Here is a 20,274-nt window from a genome sequence, read left to right as displayed (position 1 = left end):
GAATGCGCCATGCTCCCTGCGAAAGCAGGGGCCGATAGTGACGAGAGGAGGGATAAACCCTCCCTTCCCTTCAGGAGAGGACCGTGCCAACAATCGACAGGAGAACCGCGCTCACCGCCACCGGGCTTGCCGCGATGGGCGCGGCCTTCCCCGCCCGTTCGGCCGCGCAGAGCGCGCTCGACCTCGACGCGCGCGACCCCGGCCTGCCGCTCAAGTCCGGGCATTTGCGCATGGGCACCGGCACTGGCCCGAACGGCGCGATCGGCGTCACCAACCGCTTTCTCACCCGCGATGGCCGTCCCTGGCTCCCTGTCATGGGCGAATTTCACTTTACGCGCTTTCCTTGCGCCTATTGGGAGGAGGAACTGCTCAAGATGAAGGCGGCGGGCGTCACCGTCGTCGCCAGCTACATCTTGTGGAATCATGTCGAATTATTGCCCGGCCGCATCGACTGGACCGGCGACCGCGACATTCGCCGCTTCGTCACCCTGTGTCAGGCCCATGACTTGCTCTTCTTCCTGCGCCCCGGCCCCTGGGGCCATGCCGAGGCGCGCTTTGGCGGCATCCCCGACTGGATCGTCGCGGGCACCCGCCCGCGCAGCAACGACCCGGCCTATATGGTCGAGGTCGAACGCTTCTGGCGCAACCTGCATGACCAGGTGAGCGGGCTGTTCTGGAAGGATGGCGGTCCTATCGTCGGCATGCAGATCGAAAATGAGTATAATCTCGACGGCCAGGGCCAGGGCCGCGCCCATATCGCGGCGCTTAAAGGTCTTGCGCGCGACATTGGCTATGACGTGCCGCTCTACACCGTCACCGGCTGGGACCAGACACTCTATCCCAAGGGCGAGGTCGTGCCCGTCCATGGCGGCTATCCCGACGAACCCTGGTCGGCAAAAACCACGAAGCTACCGCCCAAGGAAAATTATCTCTTCCGCTTCGACAGCCGCGTCAGCGGGGATTTGGGCGCGCAGACCCGCAACAACCGCCGCGGCGACGCCGATGACGACATGGCGGACACGCCTTTCCTGGGCGCGGAATATGGTGGCGGCGTGCCCGTCATGTATCGCCGTCGTCCGCTGCTGGCGCCCGCCGACGTCGCGGCGGCCGTCACCACGCAGGTGGGATCGGGCGTCAACCTGCTGGGCTATTATATGTTTCACAGCGGCGCCAACCCGCTGGCGAACGGCCGGAGCCTCGAAGAAACGCAGCGGTCGGGCGGCTATAATGACTGCCCGGTGATCGCTTATGACTTTCAGGCGCCGATCGGCCAATATGGGGAGGTCAATGCGGTCAATGCCGCGCTGCGTCCGCTCCATTATTTCCTGAGCGCCTATGGCGACCGGCTTGCTCCCATGACCGTGCACGCCCCCGCGATTCAGCCTGCCGGCAAGGATGACCTTGAAACCCTGCGCTGGTCGGTCCGGGCGGCTGGCGGCAGCGGCTTCCTGTTCGTCAACAACCATGTCCGCCAATATGCGACCGCCGCCCATCCCGCGACGCGCTTCACCGTCACTCTGGCTGACGGGCCGCTGACCTTTCCCGCCCGCGCCGTGACCATTGCACCGGGCGCCTATTTCTTCTGGCCGTTCGGCATGGACCTGGACGGCATCATGCTGGACTGGGCCACGGCCCAGCCGGTCACGCGCATTGCCGACGCCGACGGGCCGATTCATGTCTTCGCCGCGACCCTGCCCGGCCCGGTCGAACTTGCCTTCCCTGCCGGCACGCGGCTGTCCGCACCCAGCCGCACGGAACAGGGCCGCGTCATCGCGGATGTCGCTCCCGCCCCTGACCGGATGCTGACCGTCACCGCTCCGGACGGTCGCCGCGTCCATATCCTGCTGCTCGACCAGACCTCTGCCAGCCACCTATGGGTCGGCGACATCGACGGAAAGCGCAGCGCGATCGTCACCACCGCCGACACCCTGTTCGCGCCGCAAGGCCCGCTGCTGCGCCAGCGCGGATCGGCCCGGTTCGACTGGCGCATCCTGCCCGGTCCCTCCGCCAGCGCCACGGTGAAGGGGCCAACCCCTGCCACCATCCGCTTCACCCAAAGCCGCGCGGCTGGCGACGCGCCCCCCATCGTCATCGGCGGCCCGGCCAAGGCCGCGATGCAGCCGCTTCCCGAAGCGCATCGGGCGGCCGCGGCCTTCACCTTCACCCTACCCGCCGACGCGGTGGAAAGCGGTGACGCCTTCCTCGAAATCGACTGGCGCGGCGACATTGGCCGCCTGTTCGACGGCACCGCCATGCTGGACGACGCCTATTGGGACGGGCGCATCTGGCGCATTGGCCTTAAACGCTTCGCCGATCGACTTGGCCGCCCCTGGACCCTCACCATCCTGCCGCTGCGCGCCGACGCGCCCATTTACCTGGACGACATGGCCCGCGCCACACTGCCGCCAGGCGATCAGGTCGCCCGCCTCCTTGCCCTTCGCCTCGTCCCTGAACTGGAGCATCGCCCATGATCGCCTTGACCCGTCGCGCCGCTTTGGCACTGGCGACGCTGCCCTTTCCCGCCCTGGCGACCACGCCCCGCAACAGCGGCGCGCGCCCCGGCCCCTTTTTGATCGGCGCGGACATCAGTTGGGTGCCAGAAGACGAAGCCGCCGGCGCGCGTTACTTTGTCGATGGCGTGCAAAAGGACCCCGTGCTCCTGATGCGCGACGCAGGTTTCAACGCCATCCGCCTGCGCATCTTCGTCGATCCGTCAAAGGGCTATTCCAGGCGCGAACCCGACAAGGCCTGGGCCGGGCTTGACCAGACCATCAAGCTTGGCCGCCGCATTCGTCAGGCCGGCATGGGTCTCGTCCTCTCCTTTCACTATAGCGATACCTGGGCCGATCCGGAGCATCAGGCCGTACCCGCCGCCTGGACCGGCTACGACCTCCCCCGCCTCGCCAAAGCGGTCGAGGCACATACCCACGACACGCTCGTGGCGATGCGGGCAGGCGGCGCACCGGTCGACATGGCGGTGATCGGCAACGAAACCACGTTCGGAATGCTGTGGCCCCATGGCCGCGTGAAGCTGTCCACCCAGACCGGCAATCCCGTCACCGACGCCAATCATGCACAGGTTGATGACCACGCGATTGGTGGATTCGATGGCTTCGCCGCCCTGCTGCGCGCGGGCATAGCGGGCGCTCGCCGCGCCGAACCCGATATCGCGATCCAGCTGCACAATCATCTTGGCCGGCATTGGCCGATCCTGCGCGAATGGACCGACGCGCTCATCGCCCGCAATGTCGATTTCGACGTCATCGGCCTGTCCTGTTACCAGCAGCAGAAACAGGGCGACTGGGCCAGCAGCTTTACGCGCTTCGTTCAGCGCTATCCCGACAAGGGCCTGCTGGTCGCCGAATATTCCAGCCGCAAACGCTATCTCAACGACCTTGTCTATGCCCTGCCCGGCAAGCATGGCTGGGGCACCTTCATCTGGGAGCCGCTACGCCACCAGGAGGCGATTTTCGACCTCGACGGTCGCAATGCCGGCGGCGGTCCCAAGCCCGACCTTTTGAGCCAGGGCATCAACAGCGCCGAAGCCCCCGGCGGCCTTGCCAACCAGCCTCCCGCACCCAAGCCGGTCCTATCCGGCCCGATCGGCAAGGGCGGCGACTATATCGCCAACGATCTGCTGGACCTTTATCGCCAGATGGCCCGGGAATATCCGTGAACCGCCGCGATTTCACCCTGGCCCTCGCCGCCCTGCCGCTCACCGCCTGCGCCACGGCCCCCGTGACCCGCGATGACGATCCGCTCGTCTTCGCCTATTTCACGACCGGCAAGCAGGGGGAGGCAGCCGGCCTCAAGCTTGCGGTCAGCGATGACGGTTTCGCCTTCCGCGCCATCGCCGATGGCCGCAGCCTGCTGCTGCCTCAAGTGGGTGAGACGAAGTTGCTGCGCGACCCCTTCCTGTTTCATGACGGCAGCCGCTATCACCTGCTCTGGACCACCGCCTGGGAAGGCGTGACCATCGGCCACGCGACCAGCCACGACCTCGTCCACTGGTCGAACCAGCAAGCCATTCCCGTCATGGCCGCCGTGCCGGGCACGCGCAATTGCTGGGCGCCCGAAGCGATCCGCATGTCCGACGGCCGTTTCCTGCTATTCTGGTCCAGCACCGTCGCGGGGCGCTACCCTGAAACAGCCGGTACGTCGGAATCGGGCTATAATCACCGTCTCTGGCAATGCAGCACCACCGATTTTCGCAGCTTTTCGGCGCCTCGGCCGCTTTATGATCCGGGCTTCAGCGTCATCGATGGCACGTTCGCGCAGGCGCCCGATGGCAGCCTGCACCTGATCGTCAAGGATGAGACGGTCACGCCGCCGCGCAAGTGGCTGCGCGCCGCCCGCGCCGATAGCCCGACCGGCCCCTTCGGCCCCCTCTCGCCACCCTTCTCCCCCGCTTGGGTCGAAGGGCCGATGACCGCCCGGGTCGGCGACGCGCTCCTCTGCTACTATGATGTCTACAAGGACGGCCGCTGGGGCGCGATGATGACGCGCGACATGGCGCGATGGCAGGATGTCAGCGACCGCCTGTCGCTCCCCGCCGGCGCGCGCCACGGATCGCTATTGCGCGTCCCGCGCGCCTTGGTCGACGCCATCGCCTGAGTTCCATCCCCCGCCCAGCGCCAGGAACAGCGCGATCTGATCCTGCACCAGTTGCGCCCGCGCCGATGCCGCCGTCACCTCGGCGCTCGCCTGGCTGCGCTGCGCGTCCAGCAGCGACAGGAAATCGCCGCGTCCAAAGCGGAACAGCTTGCCCGCTTGGGCCGCCGACACGCCCGCGCTTTCCCGCGCCCGGTCCAGCGCCGCCGCCCGTTCGGCGTCGCGGCGATAGGTTTCGAGCGCGCTTTCGGTCTGACGCAGCGCCTCCAGCACGGTGGCATCGAACCCCGCCAGGTCGCCACGGACCTGCGCATCGGCCTGGGCGATGCGGGCGCGGATCACCGGGCGATTGGGGAAGGTCCAACTGATGAGCGGCCCCAGGCTGAAGCCGAAGGCGGACCCCGATCCGAAATCCTTGAGCGGCCCTGACAGGCCGACCGACCCGCCGATGCTGACCTGCGGATAAAGCTGCGCCATGGCGACGCCCAGCCGCGCGGTATCGCCGGCGATCGCCCGCTCGGCCTGCCTGATGTCGGGCCGGCGCCGGATCAGCGCCGCGCCATCGCCCACCGGGATCGGCTGGCGCAGCAGCGGCAGGGCGGCGCAATCTTCGACTGCGCGGGGATAATCGGCGGGCGGCCGCCCCAGCAAAGTCGCCAGCAGATAGAGGCCGTTCTGCCGCTGCGCCACCAAGCCGGGCAGCGCCGCCTCGCTCGTTTCCACCGCCGCCTGCGCCCGGCTCACATCGAAGGCGGTGCCGCGCCCGCCCCTGGCCAGCCGCCGCGTCGCGTCGAGCGTCTGGCGCTGCAACGCCACGACCTTGCGATTGACCGCCAGGCTGTAATTGGCCGCGCACACCTGCGCATAGGCCTGCGCCGTCGCCGCCGCCACGCTAACGCGCACATAGTCGCGCGCCGCCGTCACCGCCTCGACGTCAGCGGCGCTCGCTTCGATCGCGCGACGGATCCGGCCGTTCAGGTCCAGCGGATAGGCCGCGCTCAGCCCCAGGTCATAGCTCACTGATCCGGGCAGATGCTGCGCCACGCCCGATGGCCGGGACAGCGTCTCGCCGCCGCTGATCGTGGTCGCCACCTGCCGCCCGGCTTCCGCCTCGCGCAGCACCGCCTGCGCCCGTTCGACATTGGCCTGCGCCTGCCGGAGGTCGGCATTGGCCGCCAGCGCTTCTGCAACCAGCGCGTCCAGCTGCGGGTCGGCATAGAGCCGCCACCATTGGTCGGGCAACGGCGCATTGCTGAACTGCGCGCCCTGCGCCGAATGGAAATCGCCGGTCGCCGCAGGCGCGGTCGCGACGGATGCTTGCGGAAACCGATAATCCGGCCCCGCCGTCGTGCAGGCGGCGAGGCTAAGCGCCAGCAGCGGCGCGCCTATCCCGTTACGCATGACGGCAATCCCCCGGCTTGGCATCCTTCGCCGCCGGCTGCACCGTCACCGTCGCGGTTCGCCCGGAAATCAGCCGCAGCCCCGCCGGCACCTTGTCCAGCCGCACCCGCACCGGAATACGCTGCGCCAGCCGCACCCAGGAAAAGGTCGGCTCGACCGACGGCAGCAAATTGCCCGCATTCGACCGGCTGTCGTCATTGATGCCATAGGCGATGCTGTCGACCCGGCCGTGAATCTCGCGTTCCTCACCCATCAGCTTCACCGTCACCGGCGCGCCGACGCAGATGAGCGGCAGCTTGGTTTCCTCGAAATAGCCCTCCACCCGCGTCGAATCGCTGTCGATCAGCGCCATGGCCTGGCTGCCCGCACCGACATAGTCGCCCGGGTGCAGGTCCAGATTGGTGACGACGCCGTTGACCGACGCGCGCACCTGCGTGCGTTTGAGGTTCAGCGCGGCGGCGTCGCGCCCGCTAAAGGCTTCGGCCAGCGCCGCCTGCGCCGTCTCCACCCGCGCCAGATTCTGCTCATGGGTTTCGGCCGCGACCAGGTCGCCCAGCGCCGTGTCGCGCCGCGCCTCGCGCCGCGCCTGCGCCAATGTCGCCCTGGCGCTGGCGATCTGCGCCTCTGCTTCCTCCAGCGCCAGCCTGTAGCGCGGCGTGTCGATCACGAATAGCAGGTCGCCCGCCTTCACCTGCTGATTGTCCCTGACCGCCACCGACGTCACGAGCCCGCTGATGTCGGGCGTCACCCGCACCACATCGGCGCGCACCCGCCCGTCGCGCGTCCAGGGGCTGCGCTCATAATGATTCCACATCCATATGGCGGCCAACAGGGCGGCGATGACCAGGATGATGGTGGCGGCGCTGCGGATCAGCGTTGCGGGAATGCGGTTCATAAGCGGATTCCAAGGGTGGGGACGAGGATGGAAAGGCCGCAGAGGATCAGCACGAAGAGGCTAAGGTCCACGGCGGCGCGATAGGCGAGGAAGCGATAAAGGCCAGCCGCGCCGATCAGGCGGGTCGCGACCCAGGTCAGGACCAGCGCGACCAGCGCCAGCAGCAACAGCGTCGGCACATAGATGCCGCCAAGAGCGATTTCTCCGGTCATGCGGCAGCTCTCCTGTGGCCGGGCGCGTCGGGGAAGAGGTTGCGGCGCAGGCTGACCAGCGCCAGCACGGCATCGCGCCGGACCGAAGGCCGCGCATGGCCGCCCAGATCGTCGATCGCGCGGTCGATCGCCCAAAGCAGCGCCGGGTCGGCGGGGGCGGGCGCATCCGGGTCCAGTGCGCGATAATGGTCGCCAACACCCGCCAGCACCCGCGTCAGCGGCGCGCCATCTTGCGGGTCGAGGTCGATACGCAGCTGGCGCAATTCCCCGATGGCGGCGCCGGTGCGCAGGTCGCGCAACGCATCATAGAGGGGCGCGCCGCTATCCTGCCGCGTGGCGGCCAGACGCGGCGCCAGCAGGGCGATGCGGTCCAGCATCCGGTTGACCCATGCGCGCACGTCGGGCGCGCCCTTCATATTGGCGCGGTTGGCGATGTCGATCCAGCCGGCGCGCACGGTGCGGCGGATCGCGCGCTCGACGCCGGCCGATTGCAACAACCCCGCCATGATGATCGCGAACCAGATGCCAACGAGCTGCGCCACGGCACCATTTGCGTAGGATGCAAAGGCGTTCACATAGCGGTCGGACAGCAGTACCGGGCTGCCCAGTCCCAGCAGCGTGGGCAGCGCAATGCCCATCCACCGAGGCGAGGCCATCATTGCCCCCAGCACCAGCAGCGGCGGCGCATAGGCCAGCGCCAGCATCGCAAAGCCATCCAGGCGCGGCATGATGACATAGCCGTAGACCGCGCCCAGCGCCGACGCGATGATCGTGCCGATCATGAATCCCTTGAGCGGCGCGAGCAGATTATCCTGCGCCGCAAACAGCGCCAGGAACACGCCCGCCAGCATCACCGCCGTCCCGCCATCCTTCCAGCCGCTGCCGATCCACAGCGCGCAGCCGATGACCACGGTCAGGAAGGCGCCGAACGCGGCGCGCAGCGCCCCGGCATGGTCCCGATGCAATTCGCGGTTGCGCCGCCCGTCCAGCAATTCGGCCACGCGCGGCGTCACCGCGCTGCGCCGGTGCGTCGCCATCTGGTCCAGCAGGTCGCGGCAATCGCGATGGACCGCAATCAGCGTCGCCAGCCGTGCATAGAGGCTAAGACGCATCATATCGGCCCAACCCATGTCGCCCGTCGCCTGCGGTTCCATCGCATGGCATCGGTCTATCAGCGCCTGCGTCCGCTCCGCGCGCGTCGCATTATCCGGGGCCGGCGTCTCCAACCATGCGCGCACATCGGCGATCAGCGCTTCGATCGGCGCCGGCACAACGCCACCATTGGCGACCTTCAGCTGCGCCAGACGATCCTCGACCGCCGCGCCCAGCGGCAGCAGCATCGACAGCTGGTCCTGCAATGCCCGCACGGTGCGGACGCGGGGCGCCAGCCGGCTGATGTCGAAAGGCAGGTGGACCGACATCTGGTGCAACTCGGTCACGTCCTGCGCCAGTCTGCGACGCTCGGCGTCCAGCCCTGGCACCGGATCAGTGGCGATGGCGTCGCGCGACCAGCGTTCCGCGTCGCGCAGGATCGCCTCGACCCGGCCCAGCAGGACGCCGGTGATCGATCCGGGCAACACCACGCCATGCACCAACGTGCCACTCAGGATACCAAGCATGATCTCCTGCACGCGCAGCGACGCCACGGTGAAGATGGTCTGGGGCGAATCCACGTCAGGAAACACGATCAGGCAGGCGGTATAGCCCGCCAGCACGAACATATAGGAACGCGGGGTCCGGTCGAGCAACGACACGAACACGCACAGCCCCAGCCAGGATGCCATCGCGAGCGACAACAATTCGGGTGCATTGACCAACAGCGGCACGACCGCCACGGAAAAGATCGCGCCGACCAGTGTGCCGATTGCGCGAAACACCGCCTTGGAGATCACCGCTCCGGCAAGCGGCTGGGCGACGATATAGCTGGTCAGAAACGCCCAATAGGGCCGCTCCAGCCCGATATGAAAGGCGAGGAACAGCGCCAGCATCGCGGCCATCAGACATTTGAGCGAAAACAGCGCGGCCGGCAGGCCGATCGCCTCGCCCAGCGGGCGGCCGCTCATGCCTGGTTGCGTTTCTCGGCGATGCGTTGCCCGATCAGGTCGAGCAGCTCGACCATGATCTCGATCGCCTCGTCGGGAATGTCGCGCAGCAAATGGTCGCGCAATAGGCCCAGCTTCTGTTCGATCCCTCCCACCAGATCGCGCCCGGCGGGCGTCAGGGTAATGATGTTGGATCGCCTGTCGCCCGGGTGCGCCGCCCGCGCCACGAAACCGCTCGCCTGCAAACCATCCAGCGTACGCACCAGCGAGGGCTGGCGAATGTCCAGCGCATCGGCCAGGTCCGCCTGCCGCACATCGGACCCCATCCGGTCGATATGGATCAGGCACCATCCGGCACTGTTGGACACGCCGAATTGCGCCAGCGCATCGTCCGCCAATTGCCGCCACTGCCGCGCAACCGGGGCCATCTTGTGCGCCAATGCGCGGCGGGGATCGTCGAGAGGGTTCGTCATTAGCTAGCTAACTAATGATTTTGGGCAATCTTTGCACTTGTCATCTTTGCTGTCGCAGATGCGCAAATCACAATCCGTCGCCGGGCCGGAATCAATCCGGCCCGACCAATTCGGATCAGGTCAGGCCCGGCGGGTCCCGTTGAAAGCCGACGCGCCGAACGCGCCGAGCTGCATCGTGCCGGTGATGGCGTCGCCCGCCACTTCCGCCTCGCATTCCAGCGTCATCGGCATCGGCATGGTCATTTCCATCTTCCAGGTCAGCGTGTCGCCATCGACCTTGCCGTCGACCACGTCGAGCGATCCCATCATCCCGGCAAAGGTGCCGTTGAACCGGTCGCCACTGCTGACGACGGTGAAGACGCCCTTCTGGTCACCCATCGGCGTCTTGGCCACGCAGTCATAAGCGCCATCCACTGCCATATCGATTCTCCTTTACGTTGGCGTCAATCAGCCAATGTGCCCATTTCCACCGGCAGCCCCACCGCGTCAAGCTGCGGCCGCACCTGTTTGACGTCGCCCACCACGACCCAGATCAGATTGTCGGGGTTGATCGACTCCCGTGCGGCCTTGTCCATGTCGGCGGGGGTCATCGCGCGATAGGTCTTGGGCAGCGTCTCATAATAATCGTCCGGCCGGCCGATCAGATGGTTGCGCATCATCGCGCCCAGCAATTCCGACGATGTCTCGAAGCTGCCGGGCAGGGACAATATCTGGCTGTTGATCGTCTGGTCGCGCTCGGCCTGGGTCGTGCCCTTGGTGGTGAGATAGTCCTTCACATCCTGCCGCGCGGCGATGATCGATTCGCCGGTCTTGTCGGTCTGCACCGGAGCGTAGACCAGCAACGGGATCGTTTCCTTGACGCCCGGCAGAGCGGTGCCCGCGCCATAGGCCCATCCCTTGGTTTCGCGCAGGTCCATCGTCAGGCGCGACGTCGTGCTGCCGCCCAGCACCTCGTTCGCGGTCAGCAGCGTCACCGGATTGTCAGTGCCCGCCTTGTTGGTCAGCACGCCCGCCAGGATCAGCGATTGCGGGCTTTGCGGCTTGTCGATCAGCACGATGCGCGACGGGCGCATCATCCTGTCCATGCGGAACAGCTTGGTCCCCTTCTGCGCCGCCGGCGCCTTCCAGTCGCCGAACCGCTTTTCGAGCAGCGGCATCATTTCCGCCAGCGTCGTGTCGCCAGCGACAAAGATGGTCGCATTGTCGGGACGCATCCATGCGTCATGAAAAGCGGTCAGGTCCGCCCGGGTCACGGCCTTCACGCCGCTCTCCGTCCCCGATCCGGTGAAGGGGATGCCATAGGGATGCGCCTGCCCATAAAGCAGCGGCGGCAGCATGCGCTGCGCGATCGCCATCGGTTCAGTCTTTTCCGCCGCGATGCGGGTCAACATCTGCCCGCGCAGCCGTTCGACCTCCTCGGGGCGGAAGGCGGGATTGCGGATCACATCGGCCAGCAGGCCCAGCGACGCGTCCAGATTGGGCTTGAGCGCGAACAGCCCAACGGTCGTGCTGTCCATGCTGTTGGCCGCGCTGATCGCCGCGCCCAACCGTTCCTGCTCTTCGGCAATCTCGATCGACGACCGCGTCGTGGTGCCTTCGTCCAGCAGCGCGGCCGTCAGGCCCGCGGTCCCCAGCTTCGCCTTGTCATCGGCGGCATTCCCCGCGTCGAACGCCACCGACACGCGAACCGTCGGCACAGCGTCGCGCCGCGCGAAGACGACGGGGATGCCGTTCTTCAATGTGGCATGTTCGACGTCAGGAAAGTCGAGGTCCTTGACCGGTTCGATCGGCGGCTCGGCGATTCTGGTGGGGGTCGGCGGCGTCGCGGCAGCCGGAGCCGACGCGGCGGGATCGCGAAAATGCGCTGGCTGATGCGTTGCGCCTTCTGCCTTCACATTGCCCGCCAGCGCATTATCCGCAGCGCTCCGCTCGCCCGGCGCGACGGTCAGGCGCAGCACCGGCCGGCCCAGCCATTTGCGCGCCGCCGCCGCCACACTCTGCGGCGTCGCGGCGGCGTAGATCGCCAGGTCCTTCTTATATTTGGCCGGATCGTCGGAATAGACAGCCCCTTCGGCCAGCGTCACCGCCTTGCCGGTGAAGCCGCCCACCTTTTCCAGCCCCCCGATCGTGCCCGACAGCTGGCGCGTCGCGGCGCGCTGCACTTCATCGGCGCTTGGCCCGTTGGTCAGGTAATCGGCCAGCAACTGGTCCAGCCGCTTGCCTACCGCCACCGGATCGACGCCCGGTTTCACGTCCACCGTAATCTCGGCGAGGCTCAGCTTCTCGAACGGCTGCACGCTGGCCTTGACACCGACCGCCACCTTCTCGTCCCGCACCAGCGCATTGTCCAGCCGGGAGGAGCCCAGACCGCCGAACACCGCCAGCGCCAGGTCCAGCTGCGGCAGGTCGGCCGAATTGACGCCGGGCACCACCCAATTACGATAAAGGCGCGTGGCCGCGACATTGTCGTGCATCATCACTTCGGCGTCCTTCGCCAGAGTGGGCACGCTGGCGTCCACATCCTGCGGCGCGGGGCCGGCCGGGATGTTGCCGAACCATTTCTCGACCTTCGCCTTCGCCGTCGCCGCGTCGATATCGCCGGCCAGCACCAGCACGGCGTTGTTCGGGCCATAATGGGTCTTGAACCACATCTGCACGTCGGCCAGGCTCGCGGCATTGAGGTCCGCCATCGACCCGATGGTCGAATGGCGATAGGGATGGCCTTCGGGCATCAGCGCGGCGAGCTGCGCATATTCCACCAGGCCATAGGGCTCATTTTCGCCCATCCGCTTTTCGTTCTGCACGACGCCGCGTTGCGTATCCAGCTTCACTTGCGTCACCGCGCCCAGCAGATGCCCCATGCGGTCGCTTTCCAGGAACAGCGCCCGATCAAGCGCGCCGGTCGGCACCGTCTCGAAATAATTGGTGCGGTCAAACCAGGTCGTGCCGTTCCAGTCGGTCGCGCCGATATCCTCCAAGCGACCGAAAAAAGGCCCGTCGGCATTTTCCGAGCCATAGAACATCAGATGTTCGAACAAATGGGCAAAGCCCGTCTTGCCCGCCGGCTCATAGCGCGACCCGACATGATACCAGACCGACACGGCGACGACCGGCGCCTTGCGGTCGGTATGGACGATGACGCGCAGGCCATTCTTCAGCGTGAATTCCTCATAGGGAATGTCGACCTTGGCCACGAGGCTGGACAAGGGTGCGGGCGCGGCGCTTGCAGCGGTCGCCTGCGCGGCGGCGGGCAGGCTCGGCATCAGCGCGATCGCCGACAGGCCGATCAGCAGGGGCAGGCGGCGCGACAGGGAAGATAGGGTCATGGAAGGGCCTCTGGCAGGAGCATATGGACCATGGAACGCGAACGCGTCCGAAGGACATGCACCATAGCGAGGCGTGATAGGCGCGCAATACGCAAAGGGTGGACAGCGGCCCTGCGGGACGGCAATCCTGCGCAACATATCCGTTCAGCAGAAAGCCCAATCCCTTGATCAAACGCCTGTCCCTGTCGGCCGCCGCGCTCGCCCTGATCCTGCCTGCCACCCTGCCCGCGCAATCGCCCGACCGGCCAGCGACCACCGATCCGGTCTTCACCCCGGCCGCGATGCGCGCCCATGTCGAATTCCTGGCCGACGATCTGCTCAAGGGCCGCGACACCGGCAGTGAGGGGCATGAGATCGCCGCCCGCTATGTCGCCAGCCAGTTTGATGGCATGGGCCTCAAGCCCGCCGGCGACGCCGATGGACAGGGGCGCAGATGGCTGCAGCGCATCACCTTCCAGAAGACGGAACGGACATCGACGCCGGCGACCCTCACTGTCTCCGGCCCTGCGGGTGACCAGAGTTTCACCCATGCCGGTGACGTGCTGATCGGCATGAATGCGGCGCAGCCGCGGCTGGACGTGCGCGCGCCGCTGGTTTTCGTCGGCTATGGCCTGGAAAATCAGCGCCTCGGGCTGAACGACTATGCCGGGCTGGATGTGAAGGGCAAGATCGTCGTCACCCTACGCGGCTACCCCAAGGGCTTGCCAAGCGAGGAAGGCGCGCATCTGTCGGCGACCAAGGCAATGATCGCGGAAGAGCATGGCGCGATCGGCATGCTGTCGATCGGCACGCTCCAGTCAATGAAGGCGCGGCCCTGGGCGCGCATGGTGCAGTTCGCCGACGAACCCGATTTCACCTGGGTATCGCCCGAAGGCGAGCCCTTCGACCAGGCACCGGGCATCCGCGCCGGCGCGGCGCTCAACGACCCGGCCGCCCAGGCCGTTTTTGCGGGCGCGCCGCAAAGCATCGCCGCGATCCGCAAACTCGCCAATCGCAAGGGCGGCAAGCCCAAGGGCTTCGCGCTCAAGACCAGCGTGCGCATTCAGTCCGACAGCGCCAGCCAGCGCGTCACCAGCCCCAATGTCGTCGCCATCCTGCCCGGCAGCGACCCAGTGCTGAAGGACGAATATGTCGTCCTGTCCGCCCATCTCGACCATATCGGCGCCAGCCCGGAAAAGCCCGGCGAACCCGCGGAGAAGGACCGCATCAACAATGGCGCGCTCGACAATGGTGCGGGCATCGCCACGATGCTGGAAGTCGCGCGCGCAATGGCCATGGCGCCCCACAGGCCGCGCCGGTCGATCATCTTCCTGGCATCGACCGGTGAGGAAAAGGGCCTGCTGGGCGCCGACTATTTCGCCCGTCACCCCTCGGTCCCCATTCGTCAGATCGTCGGCAATGTCGATCTCGACATGCCGCTGCTGCTCTACCCCTTCACCGACGTCATCGCCTTTGGCGCGGATCATTCCACGCTCGGCCCCATCGTCGCGCAGGCGGTCAAGCCCATGGGCGTCAGCCTGTCCCCCGACCCGATGCCGCAGGAAAGCATCTTCGTGCGGTCGGACCATTATATGTTCGTGAAGCAGGGCGTCCCCGCCGTTTTCCTTGCCACCGGCTATGCAAATGGCGGCGAAAAGGCATGGGGCGATTTCCTGTCCGGCGCCTATCACCATCCCGGTGACGATATGAACCAGAAGATCGACTGGCAGGCCGGCGCGCGTTTTGCGCAGGCCAATTACCGCATCACACGCGCCATGGCCGACGCCGACACCCCGCCGCTGTGGTTCCAGAACGACTTTTTCGGCGATCTTTTCGCACCGCAGGCGCGTAAGGCGGCAAAATAAGGATTATCCCGCCCCGCCCCTTGTGTGGTTTTTGAGCAACACTACATCCGCATCATCTACTTCCATGGGGATGTCATGAACCTCGAAAAATTCACTGATCGCGCCAAGGGCTTCCTCCAGTCGGCGCAAACCGTTGCGATCCGCATGAACCATCAGCGGATCAGCCCGGAACATCTGCTAAAGGCGCTGCTGGAGGATGAGCAGGGCATGGCGTCGGGCCTTATTCAGGCGGCAGGCGGATCGCCGCAGGTCGCGCTGCGCGACACCGATGCCGCGCTCGCCAAGGTGCCCGCCGTGTCGGGCAGCGGCGCGCAGCAGACGCCCGGCCTCGACAATGATGCGGTGCGCGTGCTCGACAGCGCCGAGCAAGTGGCGCAAAAGGCGGGCGACAGTTTCGTCACCGTCGAACGGCTGTTGCTCGCGCTCACCCTCGCCACCACGACGACGGCGGGCAAGGCGCTGGCCGCCGCCGGGGTCAAGGCCGACGCGCTCAACGCCGCGATCAACCAGTTGCGACAAGGCCGCACCGCCGACACGGCAGGCGCGGAGGATCGCTATGACGCGCTCAAGAAATTCGCTCGCGACCTTACGGAGGCGGCGCGTGACGGCAAGCTGGATCCCGTCATCGGCCGCGACGAGGAAATCCGCCGCACCATCCAGATCCTTGCTCGCCGGACCAAGAACAATCCCGTCCTGATTGGCGACCCTGGCGTTGGCAAGACTGCCATCGCCGAAGGTCTGGCGCTGCGCATCGCCAATGGCGACGTGCCCGATACGCTGAAGGACCGCACGCTGATGGCGCTCGACATGGGCTCGCTGATCGCGGGGGCAAAATATCGTGGCGAGTTCGAGGAGCGGCTGAAGGGCGTGCTCGACGAGGTGAAGGCGGCCGAGGGCCAGATCGTCCTTTTCATTGACGAGATGCATACTCTGATCGGCGCAGGCAAATCCGAAGGCGCAATGGATGCAGGCAACCTGCTGAAACCCGCCCTCGCACGCGGCGAACTCCACTGCATCGGCGCGACGACGCTCGACGAATATCGCAAATATGTCGAGAAAGACCCTGCGCTCCAGCGGAGGTTCCAGCCCGTCTTCGTCGGCGAACCGACGGTGGAGGACACCATCTCCATCCTGCGCGGCATCAAGGACAAATATGAAACGCATCACGGCGTCCGCATCGCGGACGGCGCGATCGTGTCCGCCGCGACGCTGTCCAACCGCTACATCACCGATCGCTTCCTGCCCGACAAGGCGATCGATCTGATGGACGAGGCCGCGTCCCGCATCCGCATGGAGGTGGAGAGCAAACCGGAGGAAATCGAAAATCTCGACCGCCGTATCATGCAGTTGCAGATTGAGCGGGAGGCGCTGCGCAAGGAAACCGACCAACCATCCCGCGACCGGCTCGCCGCACTGGAGGGCGACCTTGCCAATCTGGAGCAACAGTCCGCTGAACTGACAACGCGCTGGCAGGCGGAAAAGGACAAGATTGCGGGCGAGGCCAAGCTCAAGGAACAGCTGGACGCCGCGCGCATCCAGTTGGAACAGGCGCAGCGCACGGGTGAATATGCCCGCGCGGGCGAGTTGCAATATGGCACCATCCCCGACCTCGAAAAGCGGTTGAGCGAAGCACAGTCCGCCTCGGCCGGCGCCATGCTGCGCGAGGAAGTGACAGCCGAGGACATCGCCGCCGTGGTATCCCGCTGGACCGGCATCCCGGTCGACCGCATGCTGGAGGGCGAGCGCGAGAAGCTGCTGGCGATGGAGGCGGAACTGGCCAAGCGCGTCATCGGGCAGGCCGACGCGGTGAGAGCCGTGTCGACGGCCGTGCGCCGCAGCCGCGCCGGGCTACAGGACCCCAATCGTCCGCTCGGTTCCTTCCTGTTCCTTGGCCCTACGGGCGTCGGCAAGACCGAACTGACCAAGGCGCTCGCTGGCTTCCTGTTCGACGATGACAGCGCGATGGTGCGCATCGACATGAGCGAGTTCATGGAAAAGCACAGCGTCGCCCGCCTGATCGGCGCGCCTCCGGGCTATGTCGGCTATGAGGAAGGCGGCGTGCTGACCGAAGCCGTCCGCCGCCGCCCCTATCAGGTCGTCCTGTTCGACGAGGTTGAGAAAGCGCATGGCGATGTGTTCAACATCCTGCTCCAGGTGCTGGATGACGGCCGCCTGACCGATGGGCAGGGCCGAACCGTCGACTTCACCAACACGATCATCGTGCTGACGTCGAACCTTGGCAGCCAATATATTGCCGCTCTTGGCGATGACGACCCGGTCGAAAAGGTCGAGGATCAGGTGATGGACGTCGTGCGCGCCCATTTCCGCCCCGAATTCCTGAACCGGCTGGACGAAATCATCCTGTTCCACCGGCTGGGCGCCGCCCATATGGCGCCGATCGTCGACATCCAGGTCGCCCGCATCGGCAAGCTGCTCAAGGACCGCAAGATCACGCTCGACCTGACCGACGGCGCGCGGGCCTGGCTGGGCCGCGTGGGCTATGACCCGGTCTATGGCGCGCGCCCGCTGAAAAGGGCGGTCCAGCGTTATTTGCAGGACCCCCTTGCCGACATGATCCTGCGCGGAGACGTGCCAGACGGATCCACCGTGCGCGTCGATGAAGGCGACGGGGGGTTGGCGTTGGCGCTGGCATAAGATGCAAGCGGCGCTTCTGGGCGCCGCTGCCTCTTCCTCAGCCGCTCGGGTTCATGCCCGCGCGGCTGCGGGTAATCAGGTCATCGGCATCACGATTTTGCTGGTCGCCGATTGACTGCCATTCCGCGTTTGTCTTGCAAATGCGTTTGCTGCTGACCAGCGAACCGGTCACGCTCAAACGCTTGCAGCGGACAGCGTTAGGATCATTGCGATCGAGCTTGGGCTTGTCTTCGGCCATAGCTGGCGACGCAGGAAGTGCGAGGGTCAGGGCAAGAAATCCCGAAGCGATCGCAGTTTTCACAACAGACACTAATCATCTCCCTGGATGGGGCGGCGCGGTTCGACATAAATCCGTTCGCCGCCGATCAGACGCTGGCCCGGTTCTTGTCCCTGCTGGCGTCGGCTGTTGCATAGAATTGCTTTAATAGCATCTGCTCTTCAAGTGACAAATGCGGGTTCCACACGTCGAAGATCAGAACCACTCGAAGATGATCGCTCTTGTTCCAGGCCTCATGGTCGATCGTGTCGTCAAACGCAAAGGCGGTGCCCTCCTGCCAGCTTCGTGTTTCACCTCCGACCCGAAAGGCGCAGTCAGGCGGAACGATAAGCGGCAAGTGGATGATGGCGCGCGTATTGGTGACACCGGTATGCGCAGGAATGTGACTGTGCGGCTTTAATAACGAGAAGAAGGCGGATGGCGCCCTTCCCGGGATGTCGGCCCGCGGAAGCGCTTCCAAGGCTGCGACGGTTTCAGGGCAAGCGGCGCAGAGGGCGTCGTTGCGCACCCCATATTCCCATAGAAACACAGCGCCCCAATCAAGCGAGCCATCAAGCGCGGTCCATTTATTTTCCGGTGTTCCGGCCTCCTGGCGAACATAGGGCCTTACGGCCCCGCCATGCTGTTCCACCAGCGCCAGAAACTCCGCGCGAATGGCATCCGTGCTCTGCTCTAATTTCTCCATCCAGGGAAAATGGCTGCGGTCGAAAAACTCATCGGCGGGAAGAAAGGGATAATGGAGCCCGGAACAATGGTTCTGGTAGATGGGACGACGGCCAAATTCATGATCGAGACAGGCCTGAAACCGCCGTTTGCTCAAAAGTGATGCAGCGGTAAGATCTTCTGCGACCTGCGCTTCGATAAAGGCTGCAAAGTCCGCCTTCTGCGCACGCACATAGCTGCGGGCCGCATCCAGGGTTTCGGACAAGGCCGGGGGAACATCGCCCATCGCCGCGGACAAGGCGAGCACCTTTCCCCAACTGTCGGCCGCATCCTGCCTCTCACCCAATCGCTGCTGCAACTGCGCCATGCGAATCTGCGCCATCAGATTGCGCTGATCGATATCGATCGCCCGTCGCAGCGCGATCCGCTCCCCCTCGGCATGCCCTGTCCCGCGTTCGGCCGACGCGAGGTTCATCCATAGAGCCGCTTCTGCAGGATCAGCGTCCGCCGCTTTCGCAAAATGGGCACGGGCCTGCGGAAAATCCTCCCTCTCCAGTGCGATCAAGCCCAGCATATTATGCGCCACAGGATCATTCGGCGTGATATCCAGCACCGCACGCAGTGCCGCTACCGCCTCTGCCGTTCTCCCCATTCTACGCGCTTCAACCGCGCGCTGCAAAAGCGCCTCACGTTCCTTCATCAAAAGCCCCCCAGCTTCTTTGCGATAGGAGTAACAGATGGAAAAACGGACGCAACCGCTCTGATCCGGCGGCCCCTTGCTCCCTCCCCCCACGCATGCCAAGCGTTCATGATGACACAGGCGCCTTCATTCCAGACCATCATGCATGATCCGCAATGGCTCGCTCACCGCTATGATCCGGGGCATGATGCCTTTCATCTGCGCAAGGTTTCCCGCGCCCGCCGTGCCGAAATCCCATTTCTGACGGATGAATATCTGGGAAGCGACCGTCCGTTGATCGTGCGCCGGACCGATGCGATCGAGCATGCGCCGCCCGCCGCGCCAATCCATTTCATCTTTCACTCAGCCTACTGCTGCTCAACCCTCCTCGCCGCTGCCCTCGACATTCCCGGTACGGCAACGGCATTGAAGGAACCTGTGTTGCTGAACGACTTGGTCGGATGGCGGCATCGTGGCGGAAGGGGTGCACAAGTCGCTCGAGTGATCGATGACGGACTGCGCGTGCTTGCGCGGCCCTTTTCTGCGGCCGAAGCGACGATCGTCAAACCTTCGAACATTGTGAACCCGCTAATCCCTGCGATCATGGCGATGCGGCCGGACGCCCGGGCGCTGCTGCTTCATGCGCCCCTCGACGCCTATCTCGCCTCAATCGCCCGCAAGGGCATGTGGGGCCGGCTATGGGTGCGTGACCTGTTCGACAAACTGATCAGGGAAGGCATGCTGGGATCGCTCGGAATCGCGCCGGACGAATATCTGAGGCTCACCGACTTGCAAGTCGCGGCCGCCGGATGGCTGGCGCAGCAGCAGCAATTTCAGCACCTCACGGCCACGCTGAAACAGCGTGTGGCGACGATCGACAGCGACAGTTTCCTGGCGCGCCCCCATGATGCGCTGGCGGCGCTCGGACAGCTTTTTTGCCTTGATCTTGATCATTCGGCGATCACCGCCATTGTCGATGGCCCGGTTTTCGCGCGCGACGCCAAAAGCGGGGATGCATTCGCCCCTGGCAAGCGTGCTGCCGATGCCAAGTCAGGCATCGCATTACATGCGGAGGAACTGGAAAAGGTTGCCGTCTGGGCAAGTCGTGTCGCGGATGGTGCCGGCATTCCTTTGGCCCTGCCCCAACCACTGATCGGGTAATTGCCCGCACCGCCCATTGAGCGGACAGACCCAAT

15 protein-coding genes are annotated in these 20,274 nt (G+C 65.6%); 6 read left to right on the top strand and 9 right to left on the bottom strand.

Annotated features, from left to right (window positions below; genetic code table 11):
- The first annotated feature begins 83 nt into the window (after positions 1–83).
- Genes SAB01S_RS02420 through SAB01S_RS02410 form a run of 3 tightly spaced genes read left to right on the top strand, consistent with a single transcriptional unit; the run spans position 84 to position 4,614 of the window.
- Complete coding sequence (locus tag SAB01S_RS02420; RefSeq protein WP_062731560.1) at positions 84–2,471, top strand: beta-galactosidase; 2,388 nt, start codon at positions 84–86, stop codon at positions 2,469–2,471.
- Positions 2,468–3,676 carry a glycosyl hydrolase 53 family protein gene (locus SAB01S_RS02415; RefSeq protein ID WP_062731559.1) on the top strand — a complete coding sequence of 403 codons (1,209 nt, stop codon included), beginning with the start codon at positions 2,468–2,470 and terminating at the stop codon, positions 3,674–3,676. The genes SAB01S_RS02420 and SAB01S_RS02415 overlap by 4 nt, the downstream gene beginning before the upstream one ends.
- Positions 3,673–4,614, top strand: a complete 942-nt coding sequence (locus SAB01S_RS02410; RefSeq protein ID WP_062731558.1) for a glycoside hydrolase family 43 protein — start codon at positions 3,673–3,675, stop codon at positions 4,612–4,614. Before SAB01S_RS02415 ends, SAB01S_RS02410 begins: the two co-directional genes overlap by 4 nt.
- Here SAB01S_RS02410 and SAB01S_RS02405 read toward each other — a convergent pair.
- The 7 genes from SAB01S_RS02405 to SAB01S_RS02375 all read right to left on the bottom strand — a co-directional run bounded on the left by SAB01S_RS02405 (position 4,573) and on the right by SAB01S_RS02375 (position 12,960).
- The gene (locus SAB01S_RS02405) at positions 4,573–6,012 is read right to left on the bottom strand and encodes an efflux transporter outer membrane subunit (protein WP_062731557.1); all 1,440 of its coding nucleotides are present in this window, start codon (positions 6,010–6,012) and stop codon (positions 4,573–4,575) included. The two genes, SAB01S_RS02410 and SAB01S_RS02405, sit on opposite strands and share 42 nt — an antisense overlap.
- Entirely contained in the window at positions 6,005–6,907 is a 903-nt protein-coding gene (locus tag SAB01S_RS02400) for an efflux RND transporter periplasmic adaptor subunit (RefSeq protein ID WP_062731556.1), read from the bottom strand. Before SAB01S_RS02400 ends, SAB01S_RS02405 begins: the two co-directional genes overlap by 8 nt.
- Positions 6,904–7,119 (bottom strand): DUF1656 domain-containing protein, encoded by a 216-nt coding sequence (locus tag SAB01S_RS02395; protein WP_062731555.1) that lies wholly within the window; start codon positions 7,117–7,119, stop codon positions 6,904–6,906. The genes SAB01S_RS02400 and SAB01S_RS02395 overlap by 4 nt, the downstream gene beginning before the upstream one ends.
- A complete protein-coding gene (locus SAB01S_RS02390; RefSeq protein WP_062731554.1) occupies positions 7,116–9,182 on the bottom strand; it encodes an FUSC family protein in 2,067 nt (688 codons plus the stop codon). The genes SAB01S_RS02395 and SAB01S_RS02390 overlap by 4 nt, the downstream gene beginning before the upstream one ends.
- Positions 9,179–9,634 carry a MarR family winged helix-turn-helix transcriptional regulator gene (locus SAB01S_RS02385; RefSeq protein WP_009820484.1) on the bottom strand — a complete coding sequence of 152 codons (456 nt, stop codon included), beginning with the start codon at positions 9,632–9,634 and terminating at the stop codon, positions 9,179–9,181. Before SAB01S_RS02385 ends, SAB01S_RS02390 begins: the two co-directional genes overlap by 4 nt.
- A gap of 120 nt (positions 9,635–9,754) precedes the next feature.
- Positions 9,755–10,054 (bottom strand): hypothetical protein, encoded by a 300-nt coding sequence (locus SAB01S_RS02380; protein ID WP_009820483.1) that lies wholly within the window; start codon positions 10,052–10,054, stop codon positions 9,755–9,757.
- 23 nt (positions 10,055–10,077) lie between these two features.
- Positions 10,078–12,960 (bottom strand): M16 family metallopeptidase, encoded by a 2,883-nt coding sequence (locus tag SAB01S_RS02375; RefSeq protein WP_062731553.1) that lies wholly within the window; start codon positions 12,958–12,960, stop codon positions 10,078–10,080.
- 167 nt (positions 12,961–13,127) lie between these two features.
- On the opposite strand from SAB01S_RS02375, the gene SAB01S_RS02370 reads away from it, so the two are divergent.
- Both SAB01S_RS02370 and clpB read left to right on the top strand, forming a co-directional pair.
- Positions 13,128–14,804: a M28 family metallopeptidase gene (locus tag SAB01S_RS02370; protein ID WP_062731762.1), complete on the top strand. Its 1,677-nt coding sequence runs from the start codon at positions 13,128–13,130 to the stop codon at positions 14,802–14,804.
- 75 nt (positions 14,805–14,879) lie between these two features.
- The gene (gene clpB / locus SAB01S_RS02365) at positions 14,880–17,459 is read left to right on the top strand and encodes an ATP-dependent chaperone ClpB (RefSeq protein WP_062731761.1); all 2,580 of its coding nucleotides are present in this window, start codon (positions 14,880–14,882) and stop codon (positions 17,457–17,459) included.
- 37 nt (positions 17,460–17,496) lie between these two features.
- Here the strand turns inward: clpB and SAB01S_RS02360 are convergent, their stop codons facing one another.
- Positions 17,497–17,769, bottom strand: coding sequence for a hypothetical protein (locus tag SAB01S_RS02360; RefSeq protein ID WP_062731552.1), 273 nt, complete (start codon positions 17,767–17,769; stop codon positions 17,497–17,499).
- 55 nt (positions 17,770–17,824) lie between these two features.
- A complete protein-coding gene (locus SAB01S_RS02355) occupies positions 17,825–19,099 on the bottom strand; it encodes an aspartyl/asparaginyl beta-hydroxylase domain-containing protein (protein ID WP_174525600.1) in 1,275 nt (424 codons plus the stop codon).
- A 108-nt stretch (positions 19,100–19,207) separates the two neighbouring features.
- Between SAB01S_RS02355 and SAB01S_RS02350 the strand changes: the two genes are divergently transcribed.
- On the top strand, positions 19,208–20,239 hold the full coding sequence (locus tag SAB01S_RS02350; protein ID WP_062731551.1) for a hypothetical protein: 1,032 nt from the start codon (positions 19,208–19,210) through the stop codon (positions 20,237–20,239).
- The last annotated feature ends 35 nt before the right edge of the window (positions 20,240–20,274 follow it).

The organism is Sphingobium abikonense NBRC 16140 (assembly GCF_001598335.1).
In the GTDB taxonomy this organism is placed as follows: domain Bacteria; phylum Pseudomonadota; class Alphaproteobacteria; order Sphingomonadales; family Sphingomonadaceae; genus Sphingobium; species Sphingobium abikonense.
The sequence above is the reverse complement of the archived record's forward strand: the minus strand, read 5'-3'. Positions and strand labels throughout refer to the sequence as shown.